Below are 13,090 nucleotides of genomic sequence, written 5' to 3'. Positions count from 1 at the left end.
ACAATCTTACGCAAACCTAGACGCCTCAATTGCGCCAGTCAAGGCGGGGCAGGTATTGTCTTGAATAATCCAAGACAAAAAGGGATGGAGCGTATCATGAAAAAACTCAAAGAAAACAATGACAAGCCGCTGACTTACAGCGTGCCCGAGGCCGGTCGGATGGCTTGCCTGGGCCGCAATGGCGCTTACGCTGCTGCCGAGCGTGGCGAAATCCCGACCGTCAGCTTCGGCCGGCTGCTGCGCGTGCCTGCGGCCGCGTGGGAGAAGATTCTGCGCGAGGGTCGCCCTCCGCCGAAGTCGTCCAGCGATCCTCCGTGCCGCTAAGCGCGTCATCCTCCAAACACGCGAAAACCCGCTCTAAGCGCGACCAGAGAGCGGGTTTTCATTTTTTAACACGGCGATGGGAGCCGTTATGCAGCAGAATATTCCTGAAGATTGTTATTCGCAAGCCGGCGGCGATTTGATGCGCCGCGTGATTGCCTCTGGCTGCGAGCCGTTGGTGCCTGCGAACGCGCTCGATCCCAATCCGCTGAACGGTGAACCGACCGGTGCTGAACCTGAGGCCAGCAAGGCATCAGCCGGCGAAACGATGAAGCCGCAGATCACGCTGATCACCAAACGTGATGTGCCGGCGCTGATGTCGAAGCTTATCTCGCTGACGAATGACGGTAAGGTCCATAGCGACGGATCGGAATGCCGAATGGCCGTCGGCACGGCTGAACGCGCGTTCGTCCCGACTGCGGCGGCGCTGGCGGAGATCGTGGCGAATTGCCGTTCCGACCAGGCGCTCGCACTTGGTGCCTTGAAGTCTGTCCTCGCGAGCCGCGTTAAGGTTACCACGAAGGCTCATCTCCCCAAGACGAAGGGGGCCATCGCCCGTGCGCAGGGGTACATCGACTATCTGCCTGGCGTTGCCGCTTGGGCTTTGATCGACTTTGACAGCAAAGGCATGACCGACGACTTGAAGACAAAGATCGACGCGATGGGCGGCATGTGGGCCGCGCTCCTGTCGGTTGCGCCGGAGCTTGCCCGCGCTGCGCGAGTCAGCCGAGCCAGCACGAGCGCCGGCCTCTATCGGACTGACACCAACGACCAGATTGTTGGTTCGAATGGCGCACATCATTTCGTGCTTGTTAAAGATGGCGGCGACATCGACCGGTTCCTCAAAGCGCTCCACGATCGTTGTTGGTTGAACGGCTTCGGCTGGCACATGGTCGGTAAGGCCGGCCAGTTGCTCGACCGTTCCATCGTGGATCGCATGGTCGGCTCGGGTGAGCGCCTGTGCTTCGAAGGGGCACCCCGCCTCGTCGCGCCGTTGGCGCAGGATCAGACCAAACGCCAGCCTGCTGCTTTCGACGGAGTCGCTATCGATACGGTGCGGGCTGGGCCTCCGCTCAGTAAATACGAGCGCCACCGTCTCGCTGAAGCGAAAGACAAAAGTGTGAATGCGCTGGATAAGGCTGCGCGCGAGGTTCGCACGAAACACGATGGTGAACTTGCAGAGAAAATCTCAAAGGCGTCCGGGTTGCCGCTTGTCACTGCGCGACGGCTGGTCGCTGCGCGACACAAAGGCGTGCTTTTCCCCGATGTCGAACTGGAATTTGATCACATCGGCTCGGTCAACGTCGGAGCGGTCCTGGCCGATCCCGATCGCTATGTTGGCGAAACGTTGGCTGACCCGATGGAAGGGATCGTCTACGGCCGATGCAAAGCGCTTGTCATGATGGGAACCGAAGGTGACTTGATCATCCATAGCTTTGCCCATGGGCGCAGCATCTATTCACTCAAGTATGATCTTAAGGCTGCAAAAGCAGCTTTCGAGCAGATCGCTGACGCCACAGTTGATCACGCGATGGAGATTTTGAGTCGAACCGAGATCGAGGAAGACGAGCTTTCCGCCTTTGTTAAGCTGGTGTCGAAGACCACTGGCGTTCGCGAAAAACCGATCAAGGACCGAGTTAGGAAGGAGCAGAACACCCGAGCGGTCCAGGCCAACCAGGCTTCCATGGAGGCCGAAGCTGAAGGCCGGATTGTCCGGCCGCGCCCCGAGCCGGATGGAGAACTTACGCCGGTCGTGTCGTTCCTTGACGAGGTTCTGGCAGAGGCGAAGGGCGATGAACCGCCGATGCGGAATGCTGTGGGCGCTCTGGTGCGAGTGGAATATAAGCAGCCGTGGGCTCTGCATCTGCTTACGTCTGACGGCGCAAATTCCCTCAATGATGAAGCCGAAATCATTGAACCGCCTGCGGAGCCCGTGTTTGTTGAACTGACCGCGACGGGTACTGAACTGCTCGTTGAAAACTTCGTGTGCTGGACCGCGAGGAATAGGGAGAACAGCCCTTATTTTGCATGTCTGCCGGCGCCGTTTATTAAGGCGCTGATGGAGTATCCTAGCAGCGCGATACCCGTCGCTCACGCAATCAATACTTCACCTTTGGTGATGCCGTCAGGCCGCGTGATCGATGGCGTCGGTCTCGATCGGAAGACTGGATTGTTTCATCGCATCGATCCGGTGCTGCGCTCGTGCGTGCCGACGACCCCTCCGACAGAGGAGAACATCAAAGATGCGCTCAAATTTTTACTCAACGACTGGCTCGTTGACGTTGCGCTCGACCCGGCAGGCAAGTGTGTGGCGGTTCTGCTGGCGCTCACCATCCTGCAGCGGGCGTTGTTGCCTGAGCGGCCCGCGTTTTTCGTGACTGCTGGCCAGCGTGGAGGCGGAAAAACGACATTGGTTGGCATGATCATCGCTGCTGTTCTGGGACGACGCGCCACTGCGGCGAACTGGTCCGACAGCGTGGAGGAGCGGAAAAAGGCCGTGTTTTCATATCTCCGGCAGGGCGTTGCCACGCTGGTCTGGGACAACATTGCTCGGGGCTCGAACATTAGTTGCCCGCATATCGAGGCTGCGCTTACTGCGACGGAAACGTCCGACCGCGTGTTGGGTGTTTCTAAAGTGGAGTGCGTCGCGTCCACTACTATCCAGATTTTTACCGGTAACTCGATCGCGCCGCTCGGCGAGATGGCGAGCCGGTCGTTCGTCATTGCATTGAAGGTGGACCGTCCGGACCCAGAAAATCGATCCTTTGTTCACCCTGATCCGTTGAGTTGGAGCCAGGCGAACCGCGCAAAAATCCTGCGTGCTTTCTATACGATCCTGATTGGCGGCGCCTCGCAACGACCCAAGGATCAGATCGCCAAGACTCGCTTCAAGGTCTGGTGGACCTCGATCGGGTGGCCGGTGGAGTATGCCGCGGGCTTGCTCGGTATCAATTTCAACTCTTCGGAGCTGCTGCGGGCGGGCGAGGCCGACGATCAGGAAGCGACTACAGCGTCCCGTGTGCTGAGCATCTTACGAAAGCGTTGGCGCGATAAGCCGTTCACGGCGCGCCAAGTGAAGTTGGCCCTGGACGCGGCAAACGCGTTCGTCGAGGAAAGCGCAGAACGCGCGCAGGAACTCGCCGACGCGCTCGCTGAACTGACTGACAAGCCGATCGACAAGCTCACCGTCCGGGGTATTGGCAAGCTGTTTCAGAAGAACCTGACGGACCGGCCCACATGGATCGACGGCGATGTCGTCGCCGTCCTGCGCAAGGTGGCAGGCCACCAAGAGAACGCCTACAGGGTCGAAGTGCAGCAGGAAGACGCAGAGGAGAGGGCGGTTTCCGCTTCGCCTGACGACTTCGAACCCGATCCGTTCTGATCGATCGCTCGGTGAGCGGGGGAAAAGGGGGGAAGAGGGGAAAGTTTACAGCCTGACATTTTGAGAAGGAAAAAATGGAAAGGAGGAACGGCGATCAAGGGTGGGAGTGTTTTTTGCTGCTTCAACATTCCCCTCTTTCCCAGCATTCCCCGTCTGGGGTCCTGGAACCTGCGGCCGCCTATGTGGGTCTCGCGGACGCGATCCATAGTCCCAGCGCCAGCGTTCGCCTAAGCCATTGATCAGGCGTTATTTTTTTACACGGTTTAATGCGTGAGAACATATCCCTATGACCGACAACGATATCGCCGATCTTCTGACCGAACAGGCGAACACTTTGCAACAGGTGGCGAGCATATTGCAGCGGGTTGCGGCAATGCCGCCGCGGCATCCGCACCCAGGCGATTGGGTCGATGCTGGTGACGCCGACATGTTGTCGTCGGATGAAGCCGGCTTCGTTATTGGCAAATCAGCGGACACGGCGGTTCGGTGGTTCGAAGCCGCTGCCACTGAAGGATTCCCGCTCGGCATTCGCCGCGGCGGCATCTGCTTGTTCAGCCTGCGACGGCTGCTGGAATGGGTCGAGCGGAACAAGGGCTTGCCCTCTCGCCTTGCTTGCGAGACGCGAGCCAAAAAATCCGCGGAGATGCGGCTGGCACGGCAGAAGCGAGATCAAATCGCCCAGGATGCGGCAGCAACCGCACAGTGATTGCGCCAAATCCCGTTATCGTACGGCCATGAGAATTTTCAAGCGAAAGACGACCATGATTGAACAGCTGGAAGCCGATCTCGCGTCGTCGCGCAACCGCGCCGAGGTGCTGTCCGAGAAGCGCTCGGCTGCACAAGCGGAACTGGCGAAGGCCAACGCGGCGCGCCTTGAGCATGCGCTCGAAGGTGATATCGCCGATGAACGGCATGCGGCGGAACTTCAGGCCGAATTCGATAGCTGTACCTCGAAGTTGAGCGGCTGGGAGGTCGCCCTCACGGCACAGCAGAAGCGGGTTGCGGACGCCGAAGCGAAGCTTACGGCCGAGCGTGCAGCTGTTGAACGCGCACAGGTCGCCGAGAAGGTGACGCGTCGGGTTGCGGTGATCAATGAGGCGCTGCCGACCTTCCTACAGGCCGGCCGCGCACTCGCCGACGCCTTGATGCATGTCGGTGACTGGCATTTCGAGAGCCAGCAGATGAGTGACTATGTCCGGAACGCGGTTGGTCAGGTCGAAGCTGCCGGCGCATTCGTCGCGCAAGAACTGCTCTTTACAGCGGATCGTATCAAGAGTGGCGATGCGCCGATCCCGCGCGAGCGGGCTCCGGCGTCGGCCTCTGTGCCCGAGCCGAAGCTGCCACTCGCGCGGCTCTTCGCGATGCGCGACATCAAATTTATCGACCCCGAGACCGGCTTCCAGCGCGTCGTCCGTCGATTTAGCGATGTCGATTTACCTCCTGATCTGGCGGAGCGCGCATTGAAACTCAACGTCGGCGCTGAAGTCACTGATCCGCGGCGCCGTAAGCTGTTGAACTCTTGGCCGAAGCATCCTGATCCGCGCCAGTGTTTCGATCTGGACGCTGCCGATGCGGTTAGCACGCGGGACCCGGTCACCGTTTCGGATTCCATCGAGTTCGAGCCGATTGATCGAGGACCGGGCTTTGTCAACAATCAATCGCGAGGTCGCTATTAAATGAAAGGCCCTCCGGGCTGGAGTCCTCACGAGGTCTCGTCGCGCATCGATGGTTGGATCATCGACCGGGACAATGCGAATCGTATGCCGGCTTCCATTGCTCGGTTGATGCGACGCGCGATGCCGCGCACCCAACGCGAAACCTCGGTGATCCGCATGCGCGCCCGCCAGCGCATGGTCGAGCGCATGAGCAAGCGTTCGTAACAGTTCGGCGAAGGGACCGCCGGCAGAGCGGCCACCACGTTTCGTCGCGATGCGTGGTGGCCGCAAGGAGAATGCCTATGAATGATCAAGTTGCCCCTTCCGACGAATACGATGATGGGCAGGAATGCCCCGTGCCCGGCCGCACGTATGAGGCCGATGTGCGAATTTCTGTGCACGAGGCTGGGCATGCCGTCGCGGCCCGACTGCTCGGTCATTCTCTCGGCGGCGCGACCGTCGATCCCGGTCCCGGTTATGACGGCCGTGTTTGGGGTGAAGGTCACATGGAAGCACTGAAGGATGGTACTGGCGATGCCACACACATCCGCGAGACCCTTGCGCCGATGATGCCCAAAGCTGGCGAGGATCACGGCTCGGTCGAAGATATTTTCGGCAGCGTTTATGGTCAGATTGTCGAGCTGATGGCCGGTCGCGCGGCTGAACGTATATTGCTGGAAGGCGAGCCCGAGCCGCCGGCCGATGATCTCCGGCAGGCCCGCGAGCTTGCCCTGCTGATCTGCCACAGCGAGCAAGCAATCGACACGTTGATCGCACACTGCGATGTCGCCACGCGCGATTTACTGATGCCTTATGGCGATGTCCTGATCGTGTTGAGCACCGCGCTGCGCATGAACCGCACGTTGGATGGCGCTGAGATCGATGAGGTCATCTCGGATGTGTTGGCGCGGAAGGTGGCGGCGGCTGAGCATCAGCGCCGAGTTCGATTGGCGCCAGCGCGAGCTGGCCGCGAGCCGCTTTCGTGCGAGAGTGTGATTGGCTCGATTGCGTCATTTACACCCCGTCGAACCGATCTCGCGCGCGCGATAGCCAAGCTGCAATCGCGCTGAGTTTCCCTTCGGGTGCTCGGATCGCCGACGCTTCGACGACAGTGTACATTAAACTGCCTGTGACAGGCTTCCAGTGCACGACATACTTTCCAGCCAGGGTGACTTCCTCTCGCTGCTTTCCGGTGGGTTTCTTGATCGCGCCTGTAAGCGACCTTTGGCCTCTGAAATACCCATAAATGCCGGCGGATGGGCCTTTGTAGAAAAGAGGGTCGTCAGCAAAGATGACCGTAGCAGCAAACTGAAATCCACTTCGCCTTAACTCCTCGCAAAAGGCGATGTCCTTACAAAAGCTGAACATCTGCTCCGGGTACTGGCCGTTGCGAGGATATTTCAACTCAATGGCTGCCAACAAATCGCTCTTGTTGGGAGAGTAGACGACGATGTCGATCTCTCTCTTCGTGAACGGTTGCCCGTCCGAGCGGAAAAAGAAACTGACGTTGCGCTCGAATTGAACCTTGTTGCCCGCAATCTCCGTCCGAAGGAAGATGCCTAGCTCATGCTGTAGACTGAACTCGTTGTATATCTCAACGTCGCCGCGCTTTACGGACGCGGCGAACTTAGAACACAACGACTGGAGGTCGATCATCTGTACCATCGCTTAGCCGTGCAAAGCATTCAAGACTAGCCGTTGATCATGATATTCTAAGGGATCAAAAAAGACGCGACTGTTTGAGGTACGCGAGAATACACTCCGCCGCCTTGTGCCTTTCGAGGTCATTCGATTGATAAGACCAGACAACTGTACACAGTTTACGCATGTAGTGGAGCGTCGAGACAAGCTCGCGGTTAAGCGGCTCGAACACAGCTAGATCGTTTTTCTTGTAAAACCAGCTCACATCCCACTCGCGTGGACCGCAGCAGACATCTTCAAGATCGTTCCAGCGCGCGCCATCCGCGGTGATGAACACATTTCCAAGGTGAGCGTCGCCGTGGATCGGCCTCATGTCCATCGACAGGCTGTCCGCTGAAGCGCGAAGATGGTCGAAGGTACTCACCAGGAAAGAGCGATCTCGTTCATGGAGTCCAGTCAACGCCGCCTGCATCAGCAGGTCATGGCAATTGTTAATTGGCACCGAGAATTTCGGCAACGACCACTCGCTCCGAAACCCATTGAGGCCCTCGTGGACGCGTCGCAGCGCATCCGCCGCAAGTGCGACGTGCTCGGCATTGTCTTCGGCTGCGTTCAAATCCTTGACGAACTCCCAGAACGTGAAAACAAAGCCGCCCTCGATGTGGGGGCACTCCGGCAGTTCAGCGCTTGGTCCGACAACTGGGGCACCATTTTTGAGGAGGTAACGTGCGACGTCTAACTCTTGCCGCATATAGGTCAAGGCGTTGCCTTCGTTGGAAATGGCTCGCGCGACGACATGTGGCGCAATCTGGAAAGCGATGCGCCTTCGGGTGGGCAAGGGCAAGGGATTGGGGTAAGCACGGTCGAGGCGAAGGCGGTGACTTAGTCGAACGACGGCTTTGGCTGCTGCGGCCTCTCGTGGGGTATGCGATTGGCCCATTGTTCTCCCTGGGGGTCCAGCGATCTCAGTCCGGTCGGTTAGTGCCTACTTAGCGGCCAGATGCTGTGCGCTCGGCGAAACGTTAGCCAAGTTTGAGTTCTTCATGCACGGCTGGCATCCTTATACTCGCTTCTTGGAAAGATTGATCTTTATTCTGAGACGCCGTACATCGAGAGCCGTTAGGTAAAAATTCGAGAAGCTGCACCGATTGAAAGCGAAATTGGAGCGCGATTGCGTTTCTATTGCGAGCGCTTCGACAATATTCGCCAGCCTACAGAGGTTGATGTCACCGGCAACGATCGCAACTTTCAAACGTTCGATTCGATATCTTGAGCTATAACAAACTATTCGGTGAATGATGTTTCCCACACGCCTCTCAGAAGTCGTCGCATCCGAAGTACGTGCTGTCATTGAGGATGAAGCGGCCGAAACCATAGACTTCGAGTTGAAGCGCGGTCTTCCTGCCAAGAAGGGGGCAGACCCGTGGATGACTGGCGGGAAGCTAGGAGAAGACGCGAAGGAGGAGTTGGCAGAGGAGATCATTGCCTTCGCTAACACATTAGGTGGGACGCTCATCGTCGGTATCGGCGAGGACGGAGCAACGAAGCGAGCGAAGCCGCCGCTGTTTCCTATCCCCCGCTGCAAGGAAGCGGCGGCTAGATTGCATCAGGCCGTCAGCGATCGGGTAGAGCCCAAGTTGCCGGTATTTGAATGCGAGGGGGTCGTGACGGAGAAGGATGGCACGAGCGGCGTAATCATAATGCGAACGCTTGAATCTTACCTCGCGCCGCATCGGCACACACAGAGTAAACACTGCTACGTCAGGCGAAACGACCGCGCCGAGCCGATGAGCATGCTCGAAATCCAAGAGATGGTGCGCCAAAAAACTCGCTCGGCGGCAGATACGGAGAAATCCTTTGAGCAGAGCAGCTACCGATTTCATTCGTGGATACCCCACGAACACCAACGTTCACATCCATACATCGGCGTCCAAGGCATCGACACTGAGCATGGAGCGACGAGGGTGTGGGTCGGGTTCTGGGCGCTCCGTGTCACGGCGCGGCCCCTTTCTCCTTTCGCGCTCACGGACATTTCGAAACAACCGTGGTTGAATCAAATCGAGACACGTCCATTCGACGGTACTGGACAAATCCGCCAGCTTTGGTGGCAGGACCTTGATACAACCCGAGTGTGGCAACCTCGGCTCAGGGCTGTCGAGCGAGAGTTCAAGGGCACCAACAGTCTTGGACTTGACCGGGTAACTAGCGAGGGGCTTATTGAGCGTTTCGTCTGGCAGAAGCAGCCCGAAAAGGGCAGACCACGTCACGGGCACCTCGACATGAGGGAGTTGCACTGGAACGTCGCCTGTGTCGTTCATGCTGCGGCTTTGATCAGAGCAGCCAACTCTCGGCCTGTTCAGCAGTTTGGTCTAGAGGTCGAGTTGATGACCTCGGACCCGCTTCTCACTATCGGTTACGCGACTTCGCCTCGCGCTCTAATCCCTGTGAGCAGCACGACGTTCCCACGTTACGAGATCGGCGACGCGCAAACGTTCGACGAGCTAATGATGACCGTGGACAAAGACGTATGGAATTTGGGCGGTTATCACCCATCGTGGGAGTTAGGCGTAACCTGGCCTGAGATAAAGCTGCCTTGAGGGCTTGGGCGTGGTCCGCGCGGTGCTTGAATAGGGATTGCGGAGGGATTGATGGGGGGCAGAGGGCGACCGTGCCGCATTGCAGATACACAATCGCTACCACGACCATTGAGTTGGTTGACCGACGATCTTAATCGGGTCGTTCGATACCGGCTTTATCGTCAGGTGCCGCTCGGCTCTCCGCCATCGCTTCGACCACCTCGACGACGTGCTGTCTTCCCGCCCGGTCTCTGATCGCGCGAAGCGCGCGTAGAAGCCGGAATATTTCCACCGCGTCTTTGGCGAGTTCTTCCTTTGACAATATCACCCCTCAACCCAGGGACTTGGTGGGTCCCAAGGCCGCGGAAAGCGATCCTAGCGATTGATGGTGCTGCTTCAATACCGGAGAATTGCGGGCTCGTTCTACCGTGCACATGCAGCGTCATCCGTGTACTAAGAGCGGACGTTGGCTGCGTCTAAGGTCACGTCAGGTATGGGCCGATTCTGTTGAAAAAGACGGCTGTTGCGACGCAGGGGTATCAGTGATTCAGTCTGTCTAATTGGCAGGACTGAAGATCATGATGGGGCATCGGCAAGTCGAACAGGCTGCGTTGTTCTATGAGTTCTCGCTCGAAAGGCATATCCCCAGCGACCACTTGCTCCGGTCGATCGATAGATTTGTCGACCTTGATCAGGTCAGGCAGGACCTGGCGCCTTTCTACAGCAGTATCGGTCGACCTTCGATCGATCCCGAGCTCATGATCCGGATGCTCTTGATCGGTTACTGCTTTGGCATCCGATCGGAGCGGCGACTGTGCGATGAGGTTCATCTCAATTTGGGCTACCGGTGGTTCTGCCGGCTCGGCCTGGATGGGACGGTGCCGGATCACTCGACGTTCTCCAAGAACAGGCATGGCCGCTTCCGGCAGAGTGATCTGTTTCGTCGTGTGTTCGAGAGCGTCTTGCGCCGCTGCATCAGGGAGCGGCTGGTCGGTGGGGACGGATTTGCAGTCGATGCGAGCCTGATCAAAGCCGATGCCAATCGACAGAAGGGGATCGAAGGTGACAAGGGGCTTCCGGCTGAGGCTACTGGACGAGCCATCGATGAGTATCTGGCTGCCCTCGACGATGCCGCCTTCGGCGCGGCGACTGAGGTTACCCCGAAGTTTGTGTCGCCCTCCGATCCGGCGGCGCGCTGGACGGGAGCGCACGGCGGCCAAGCCTTCTTCGCCTACTCGACGAACTACCTGATCGACATCGAGAATGCGATCATCGTCGATGTCGAAGCGACAACAGCAATCCGGCAGGCTGAGGTCTTGGCCGCCAAGCGCATGATTGAGCGCTCGCTCGAACGGTTCGATCTCTATCCGAGCCAACTCCTTGGCGACAGCGGCTATGGCTCGGCCGAGATGCTCGGATGGTTAGTCTACGAGCACGGCATCGAGCCACACGTCACAGTGTTCGACAAGTCGGTCCGCACAGACGGGATATTCTCGCGCGAGGACTTCACCTATGACCACGCAGGTGACGTGTACCGCTGTCCCAGCGGCAACGTACTCACCACGACGGGAACGCTGGTGAATGATGGCGCCACGATGCTTTACATGGCCAGCAAGCGCGATTGCGATCGGTGCGCACTGAAATCCCGGTGTTGCCCCAAGCAGCCTTCACGGAGGGTGCCGCGCTCAATCTATGAGGGCGCTCGCGACATGGCCCGCCAGATCGCAGGCTCGTGGGAAGGAGGCACCTCGCGTCGGCTCCGCAAAAAGATCGAGATGCTGTTCGCGCACCTCAAGCGCATTCTCAGGCTCGACCGTCTACGTTTACGAGGCCCAAACGGAGCCCGAGATGAGTTCATCCTCGCAGCCACCGCCCAGAACCTTCGAAAGATGGCCAAGCTGATCCCGATACCCACTCCGAGGCTCGCATAAGAACAGCCGGAGCCGTTCGCCTGCATCAGTACTCGTCATTGCGACGAATTACTTCCGGTCTTTTTCAACAAAATCGGTCATTCGGCGACATGGCCGACAGGTCTTCGCATGTCCGCTTTCTCCCCGAAGGCCCGTTAATCTGCCGTCCGATCCTCCTTGTCCGCGCCTCTCATGACAACTTTGAGTGCGTCATCCGGCAATGGCCGCTGCAACGCCTTCGCCTCATCCCATGGCGCGCGCATCCAAACATCACGCTCCTCGTCGGTCGTCAGAATCACCGGCATGGCCTTCGGATGGATCGGCTCGACGATTGCGTTCGGGGATGTCGTGAGAAAACCATTGACCTGATGTGGTCCCGGCACTGGCTTGGACTTGGTGCCGCGATCTCCGTTGAACGTCGTCCAGATGCCCGCGAACGCGAACAAGGGTCGGTCGTCGTTCAGCGCGACGAGAAATGCTGTCAGTGCATTCGATGCGCAACGTGTCGCCGGTTCAGTTTAAGCAATCCTTGAATAGCTGACAGACGGTCTTCAAACGCGGCAACAGTAACCAATAGATTGTTGCGGCGTGTATCCAGAGTGATCATGAGTGCCGGATCGGAAGCGTCCTTGGCCCGCGCGCGTTCCTTGTCGATATCGGAAACGGACTTGCGAAGCCCTGCGACCAGCGCGGTGATCTTCTTTGCTTCTATCGACATGCCCCTTGGCGCGGTATGCGCGTGCGCCTCCAAATGATGGTGGTGTTTCATTGCGATCCTCCGGTGCTGCCCCAGTGGATTGGAGAACCTTGGCGTGAAGTTATTACCGACCTCTGAAATCCGCCCCAATGAATTGGATCAAATTTGACGCGGTCATCGCCCAGCCGCCTTCAATTTCGCCGCTGAAGCTGATCAAGATCGAGACCGGGGAATTTGCGCTCGACGGCGCTGTCGAAATATTCCATCGTTCGATCTTTTGCCGGTGTTCGTTCTGTCAGCTCGACGATGTACGCGGCGATGTCGGCAGTATTGTGTGGCATCATCATTGATCCCTCTTTAGCTTCCGTTTCCCCCAGTGATGATCCTTACGGTCAGGATTAAACACCCGCTCGACATTACGGTGCAAGCCACGCAGGGCTTCTTGGTTGGTGGTGATGCTGTAGAGGTTACATATTAAGGACACCAGCCGCCGACGCACTCGACCTAGATCAACTCTTTGCCGACGGCCCGCAAGCTCCGGACGTAATAGCCTTGCCTTTGAACGGCTGACCTGATCTCGTCGCTGACCTTGTGAACTCTTTTTCTACTCTTGCGCCATTTGCTCCGAGGGCCAAGCACGGGTATCTCGGAGCCTTTGCTAAGGACGAGCAAGTCACGTTTATCGTTGCGATAGACATCAAACATTTCTCACCCGCAAAATTGTATTGAAGTAAGCGGCGTCAATTAAATTCGGTCTCGACCGATCAGCTTAGTATCTCGGATGTCCGCGCGGGTTGTAAATGTGCAACGCCTGCCGCTTGAGTTTTCGCGGTTCTGGAAACGGAAACAAACCAAGGTGCAAGCCGCGTGACTTGTGAATTGCGGGGAAAATGCACGCGCTTGCGCAC

General features: G+C 58.1%; 14 protein-coding genes. 7 read left to right on the top strand and 7 right to left on the bottom strand.

All coding sequences use genetic code 11. The features are described 5' to 3' along the window. Window positions 1-96: 96 nt before the first annotated feature. The 4 genes from ACP2YO_RS25185 to ACP2YO_RS25170 all read left to right on the top strand — a co-directional run bounded on the left by ACP2YO_RS25185 (window position 97) and on the right by ACP2YO_RS25170 (window position 5,379). Window positions 97-324, top strand: coding sequence for a hypothetical protein (locus ACP2YO_RS25185; protein WP_426433872.1), 228 nt, complete (start codon window positions 97-99; stop codon window positions 322-324). A gap of 88 nt (window positions 325-412) precedes the next feature. Beyond that, window positions 413-3,703, top strand: coding sequence for a hypothetical protein (locus ACP2YO_RS25180; protein WP_426433871.1), 3,291 nt, complete (start codon window positions 413-415; stop codon window positions 3,701-3,703). 286 nt (window positions 3,704-3,989) lie between these two features. Beyond that, entirely contained in the window at window positions 3,990-4,409 is a 420-nt protein-coding gene (locus tag ACP2YO_RS25175) for a hypothetical protein (RefSeq protein ID WP_426433870.1), read from the top strand. Further along, complete coding sequence (locus tag ACP2YO_RS25170) at window positions 4,387-5,379, top strand: hypothetical protein (protein ID WP_426433869.1); 993 nt, start codon at window positions 4,387-4,389, stop codon at window positions 5,377-5,379. The genes ACP2YO_RS25175 and ACP2YO_RS25170 overlap by 23 nt, the downstream gene beginning before the upstream one ends. Window positions 5,380-5,405: 26 nt before the next feature. On the opposite strand, the gene ACP2YO_RS25165 is transcribed toward ACP2YO_RS25170, so the two are convergent. Further along, on the bottom strand, window positions 5,406-5,537 hold the full coding sequence (locus tag ACP2YO_RS25165; protein ID WP_426433868.1) for a hypothetical protein: 132 nt from the start codon (window positions 5,535-5,537) through the stop codon (window positions 5,406-5,408). A gap of 123 nt (window positions 5,538-5,660) precedes the next feature. Here ACP2YO_RS25165 and ACP2YO_RS25160 point away from each other — a divergent pair, with 123 nt between their 5' ends. Further along, the gene (locus ACP2YO_RS25160) at window positions 5,661-6,428 is read left to right on the top strand and encodes a hypothetical protein (protein ID WP_426433867.1); all 768 of its coding nucleotides are present in this window, start codon (window positions 5,661-5,663) and stop codon (window positions 6,426-6,428) included. Here the strand turns inward: ACP2YO_RS25160 and ACP2YO_RS25155 are convergent. Further along, window positions 6,373-7,014 carry a hypothetical protein gene (locus ACP2YO_RS25155; RefSeq protein WP_426433866.1) on the bottom strand — a complete coding sequence of 214 codons (642 nt, stop codon included), beginning with the start codon at window positions 7,012-7,014 and terminating at the stop codon, window positions 6,373-6,375. The two genes, ACP2YO_RS25160 and ACP2YO_RS25155, sit on opposite strands and share 56 nt — an antisense overlap. Window positions 7,015-7,078: 64 nt before the next feature. Then, window positions 7,079-7,939: a phosphotransferase gene (locus tag ACP2YO_RS25150; protein WP_426433865.1), complete on the bottom strand. Its 861-nt coding sequence runs from the start codon at window positions 7,937-7,939 to the stop codon at window positions 7,079-7,081. A 358-nt stretch (window positions 7,940-8,297) separates the two neighbouring features. On the opposite strand from ACP2YO_RS25150, the gene ACP2YO_RS25145 reads away from it, so the two are divergent. Further along, window positions 8,298-9,596: an AlbA family DNA-binding domain-containing protein gene (locus ACP2YO_RS25145; RefSeq protein ID WP_426433864.1), complete on the top strand. Its 1,299-nt coding sequence runs from the start codon at window positions 8,298-8,300 to the stop codon at window positions 9,594-9,596. A gap of 557 nt (window positions 9,597-10,153) precedes the next feature. Beyond that, window positions 10,154-11,506 (top strand): transposase, encoded by a 1,353-nt coding sequence (locus tag ACP2YO_RS25140; protein ID WP_426433863.1) that lies wholly within the window; start codon window positions 10,154-10,156, stop codon window positions 11,504-11,506. Between the two features lie 134 nt (window positions 11,507-11,640). Here the strand turns inward: ACP2YO_RS25140 and ACP2YO_RS25135 are convergent, their stop codons facing one another. The 4 genes from ACP2YO_RS25135 to ACP2YO_RS25120 form a co-directional block, all read right to left on the bottom strand. Beyond that, window positions 11,641-11,970, bottom strand: coding sequence for an SOS response-associated peptidase family protein (locus ACP2YO_RS25135; RefSeq protein ID WP_426443312.1), 330 nt, complete (start codon window positions 11,968-11,970; stop codon window positions 11,641-11,643). Then, entirely contained in the window at window positions 11,967-12,254 is a 288-nt protein-coding gene (locus ACP2YO_RS25130) for a hypothetical protein (protein WP_426433862.1), read from the bottom strand. Before ACP2YO_RS25130 ends, ACP2YO_RS25135 begins: the two co-directional genes overlap by 4 nt. A 119-nt stretch (window positions 12,255-12,373) precedes the next feature. Further along, a complete protein-coding gene (locus ACP2YO_RS25125; RefSeq protein ID WP_426433861.1) occupies window positions 12,374-12,529 on the bottom strand; it encodes a hypothetical protein in 156 nt (51 codons plus the stop codon). A 157-nt stretch (window positions 12,530-12,686) separates the two neighbouring features. Further along, window positions 12,687-12,887 carry a hypothetical protein gene (locus ACP2YO_RS25120; RefSeq protein ID WP_426433860.1) on the bottom strand — a complete coding sequence of 67 codons (201 nt, stop codon included), beginning with the start codon at window positions 12,885-12,887 and terminating at the stop codon, window positions 12,687-12,689. Window positions 12,888-13,090: the final 203 nt, after the last annotated feature.

It is taken from the genome of Bradyrhizobium genosp. P, assembly GCF_049949265.1.
Taxonomy (GTDB): domain Bacteria; phylum Pseudomonadota; class Alphaproteobacteria; order Rhizobiales; family Xanthobacteraceae; genus Bradyrhizobium.
This window is presented reverse-complemented; position numbering and strand designations above follow the sequence as displayed.

What these genes read in the sequence shown, in the direction of transcription:
- ACP2YO_RS25150 (WP_426433865.1), bottom strand. Translation starts at nt 7,939, where the DNA reads ATGGGCCAATCGCATACCCCACGAGAGGCCGCAGCAGCCAAAGCCGTC.
- ACP2YO_RS25170 (WP_426433869.1), top strand. Translation starts at nt 4,387, where the DNA reads ATGCGGCAGCAACCGCACAGTGATTGCGCCAAATCCCGTTATCGTACG.
- ACP2YO_RS25185 (WP_426433872.1), top strand. Translation starts at nt 97, where the DNA reads ATGAAAAAACTCAAAGAAAACAATGACAAGCCGCTGACTTACAGCGTG.
- ACP2YO_RS25120 (WP_426433860.1), bottom strand. Translation starts at nt 12,887, where the DNA reads ATGTTTGATGTCTATCGCAACGATAAACGTGACTTGCTCGTCCTTAGC.
- ACP2YO_RS25180 (WP_426433871.1), top strand. Translation starts at nt 413, where the DNA reads ATGCAGCAGAATATTCCTGAAGATTGTTATTCGCAAGCCGGCGGCGAT.
- ACP2YO_RS25160 (WP_426433867.1), top strand. Translation starts at nt 5,661, where the DNA reads ATGAATGATCAAGTTGCCCCTTCCGACGAATACGATGATGGGCAGGAA.
- ACP2YO_RS25165 (WP_426433868.1), bottom strand. Translation starts at nt 5,537, where the DNA reads ATGCGGATCACCGAGGTTTCGCGTTGGGTGCGCGGCATCGCGCGTCGC.
- ACP2YO_RS25145 (WP_426433864.1), top strand. Translation starts at nt 8,298, where the DNA reads ATGTTTCCCACACGCCTCTCAGAAGTCGTCGCATCCGAAGTACGTGCT.
- ACP2YO_RS25125 (WP_426433861.1), bottom strand. Translation starts at nt 12,529, where the DNA reads ATGATGATGCCACACAATACTGCCGACATCGCCGCGTACATCGTCGAG.
- ACP2YO_RS25130 (WP_426433862.1), bottom strand. Translation starts at nt 12,254, where the DNA reads ATGAAACACCACCATCATTTGGAGGCGCACGCGCATACCGCGCCAAGG.
- ACP2YO_RS25175 (WP_426433870.1), top strand. Translation starts at nt 3,990, where the DNA reads ATGACCGACAACGATATCGCCGATCTTCTGACCGAACAGGCGAACACT.
- ACP2YO_RS25155 (WP_426433866.1), bottom strand. Translation starts at nt 7,014, where the DNA reads ATGATCGACCTCCAGTCGTTGTGTTCTAAGTTCGCCGCGTCCGTAAAG.
- ACP2YO_RS25140 (WP_426433863.1), top strand. Translation starts at nt 10,154, where the DNA reads ATGATGGGGCATCGGCAAGTCGAACAGGCTGCGTTGTTCTATGAGTTC.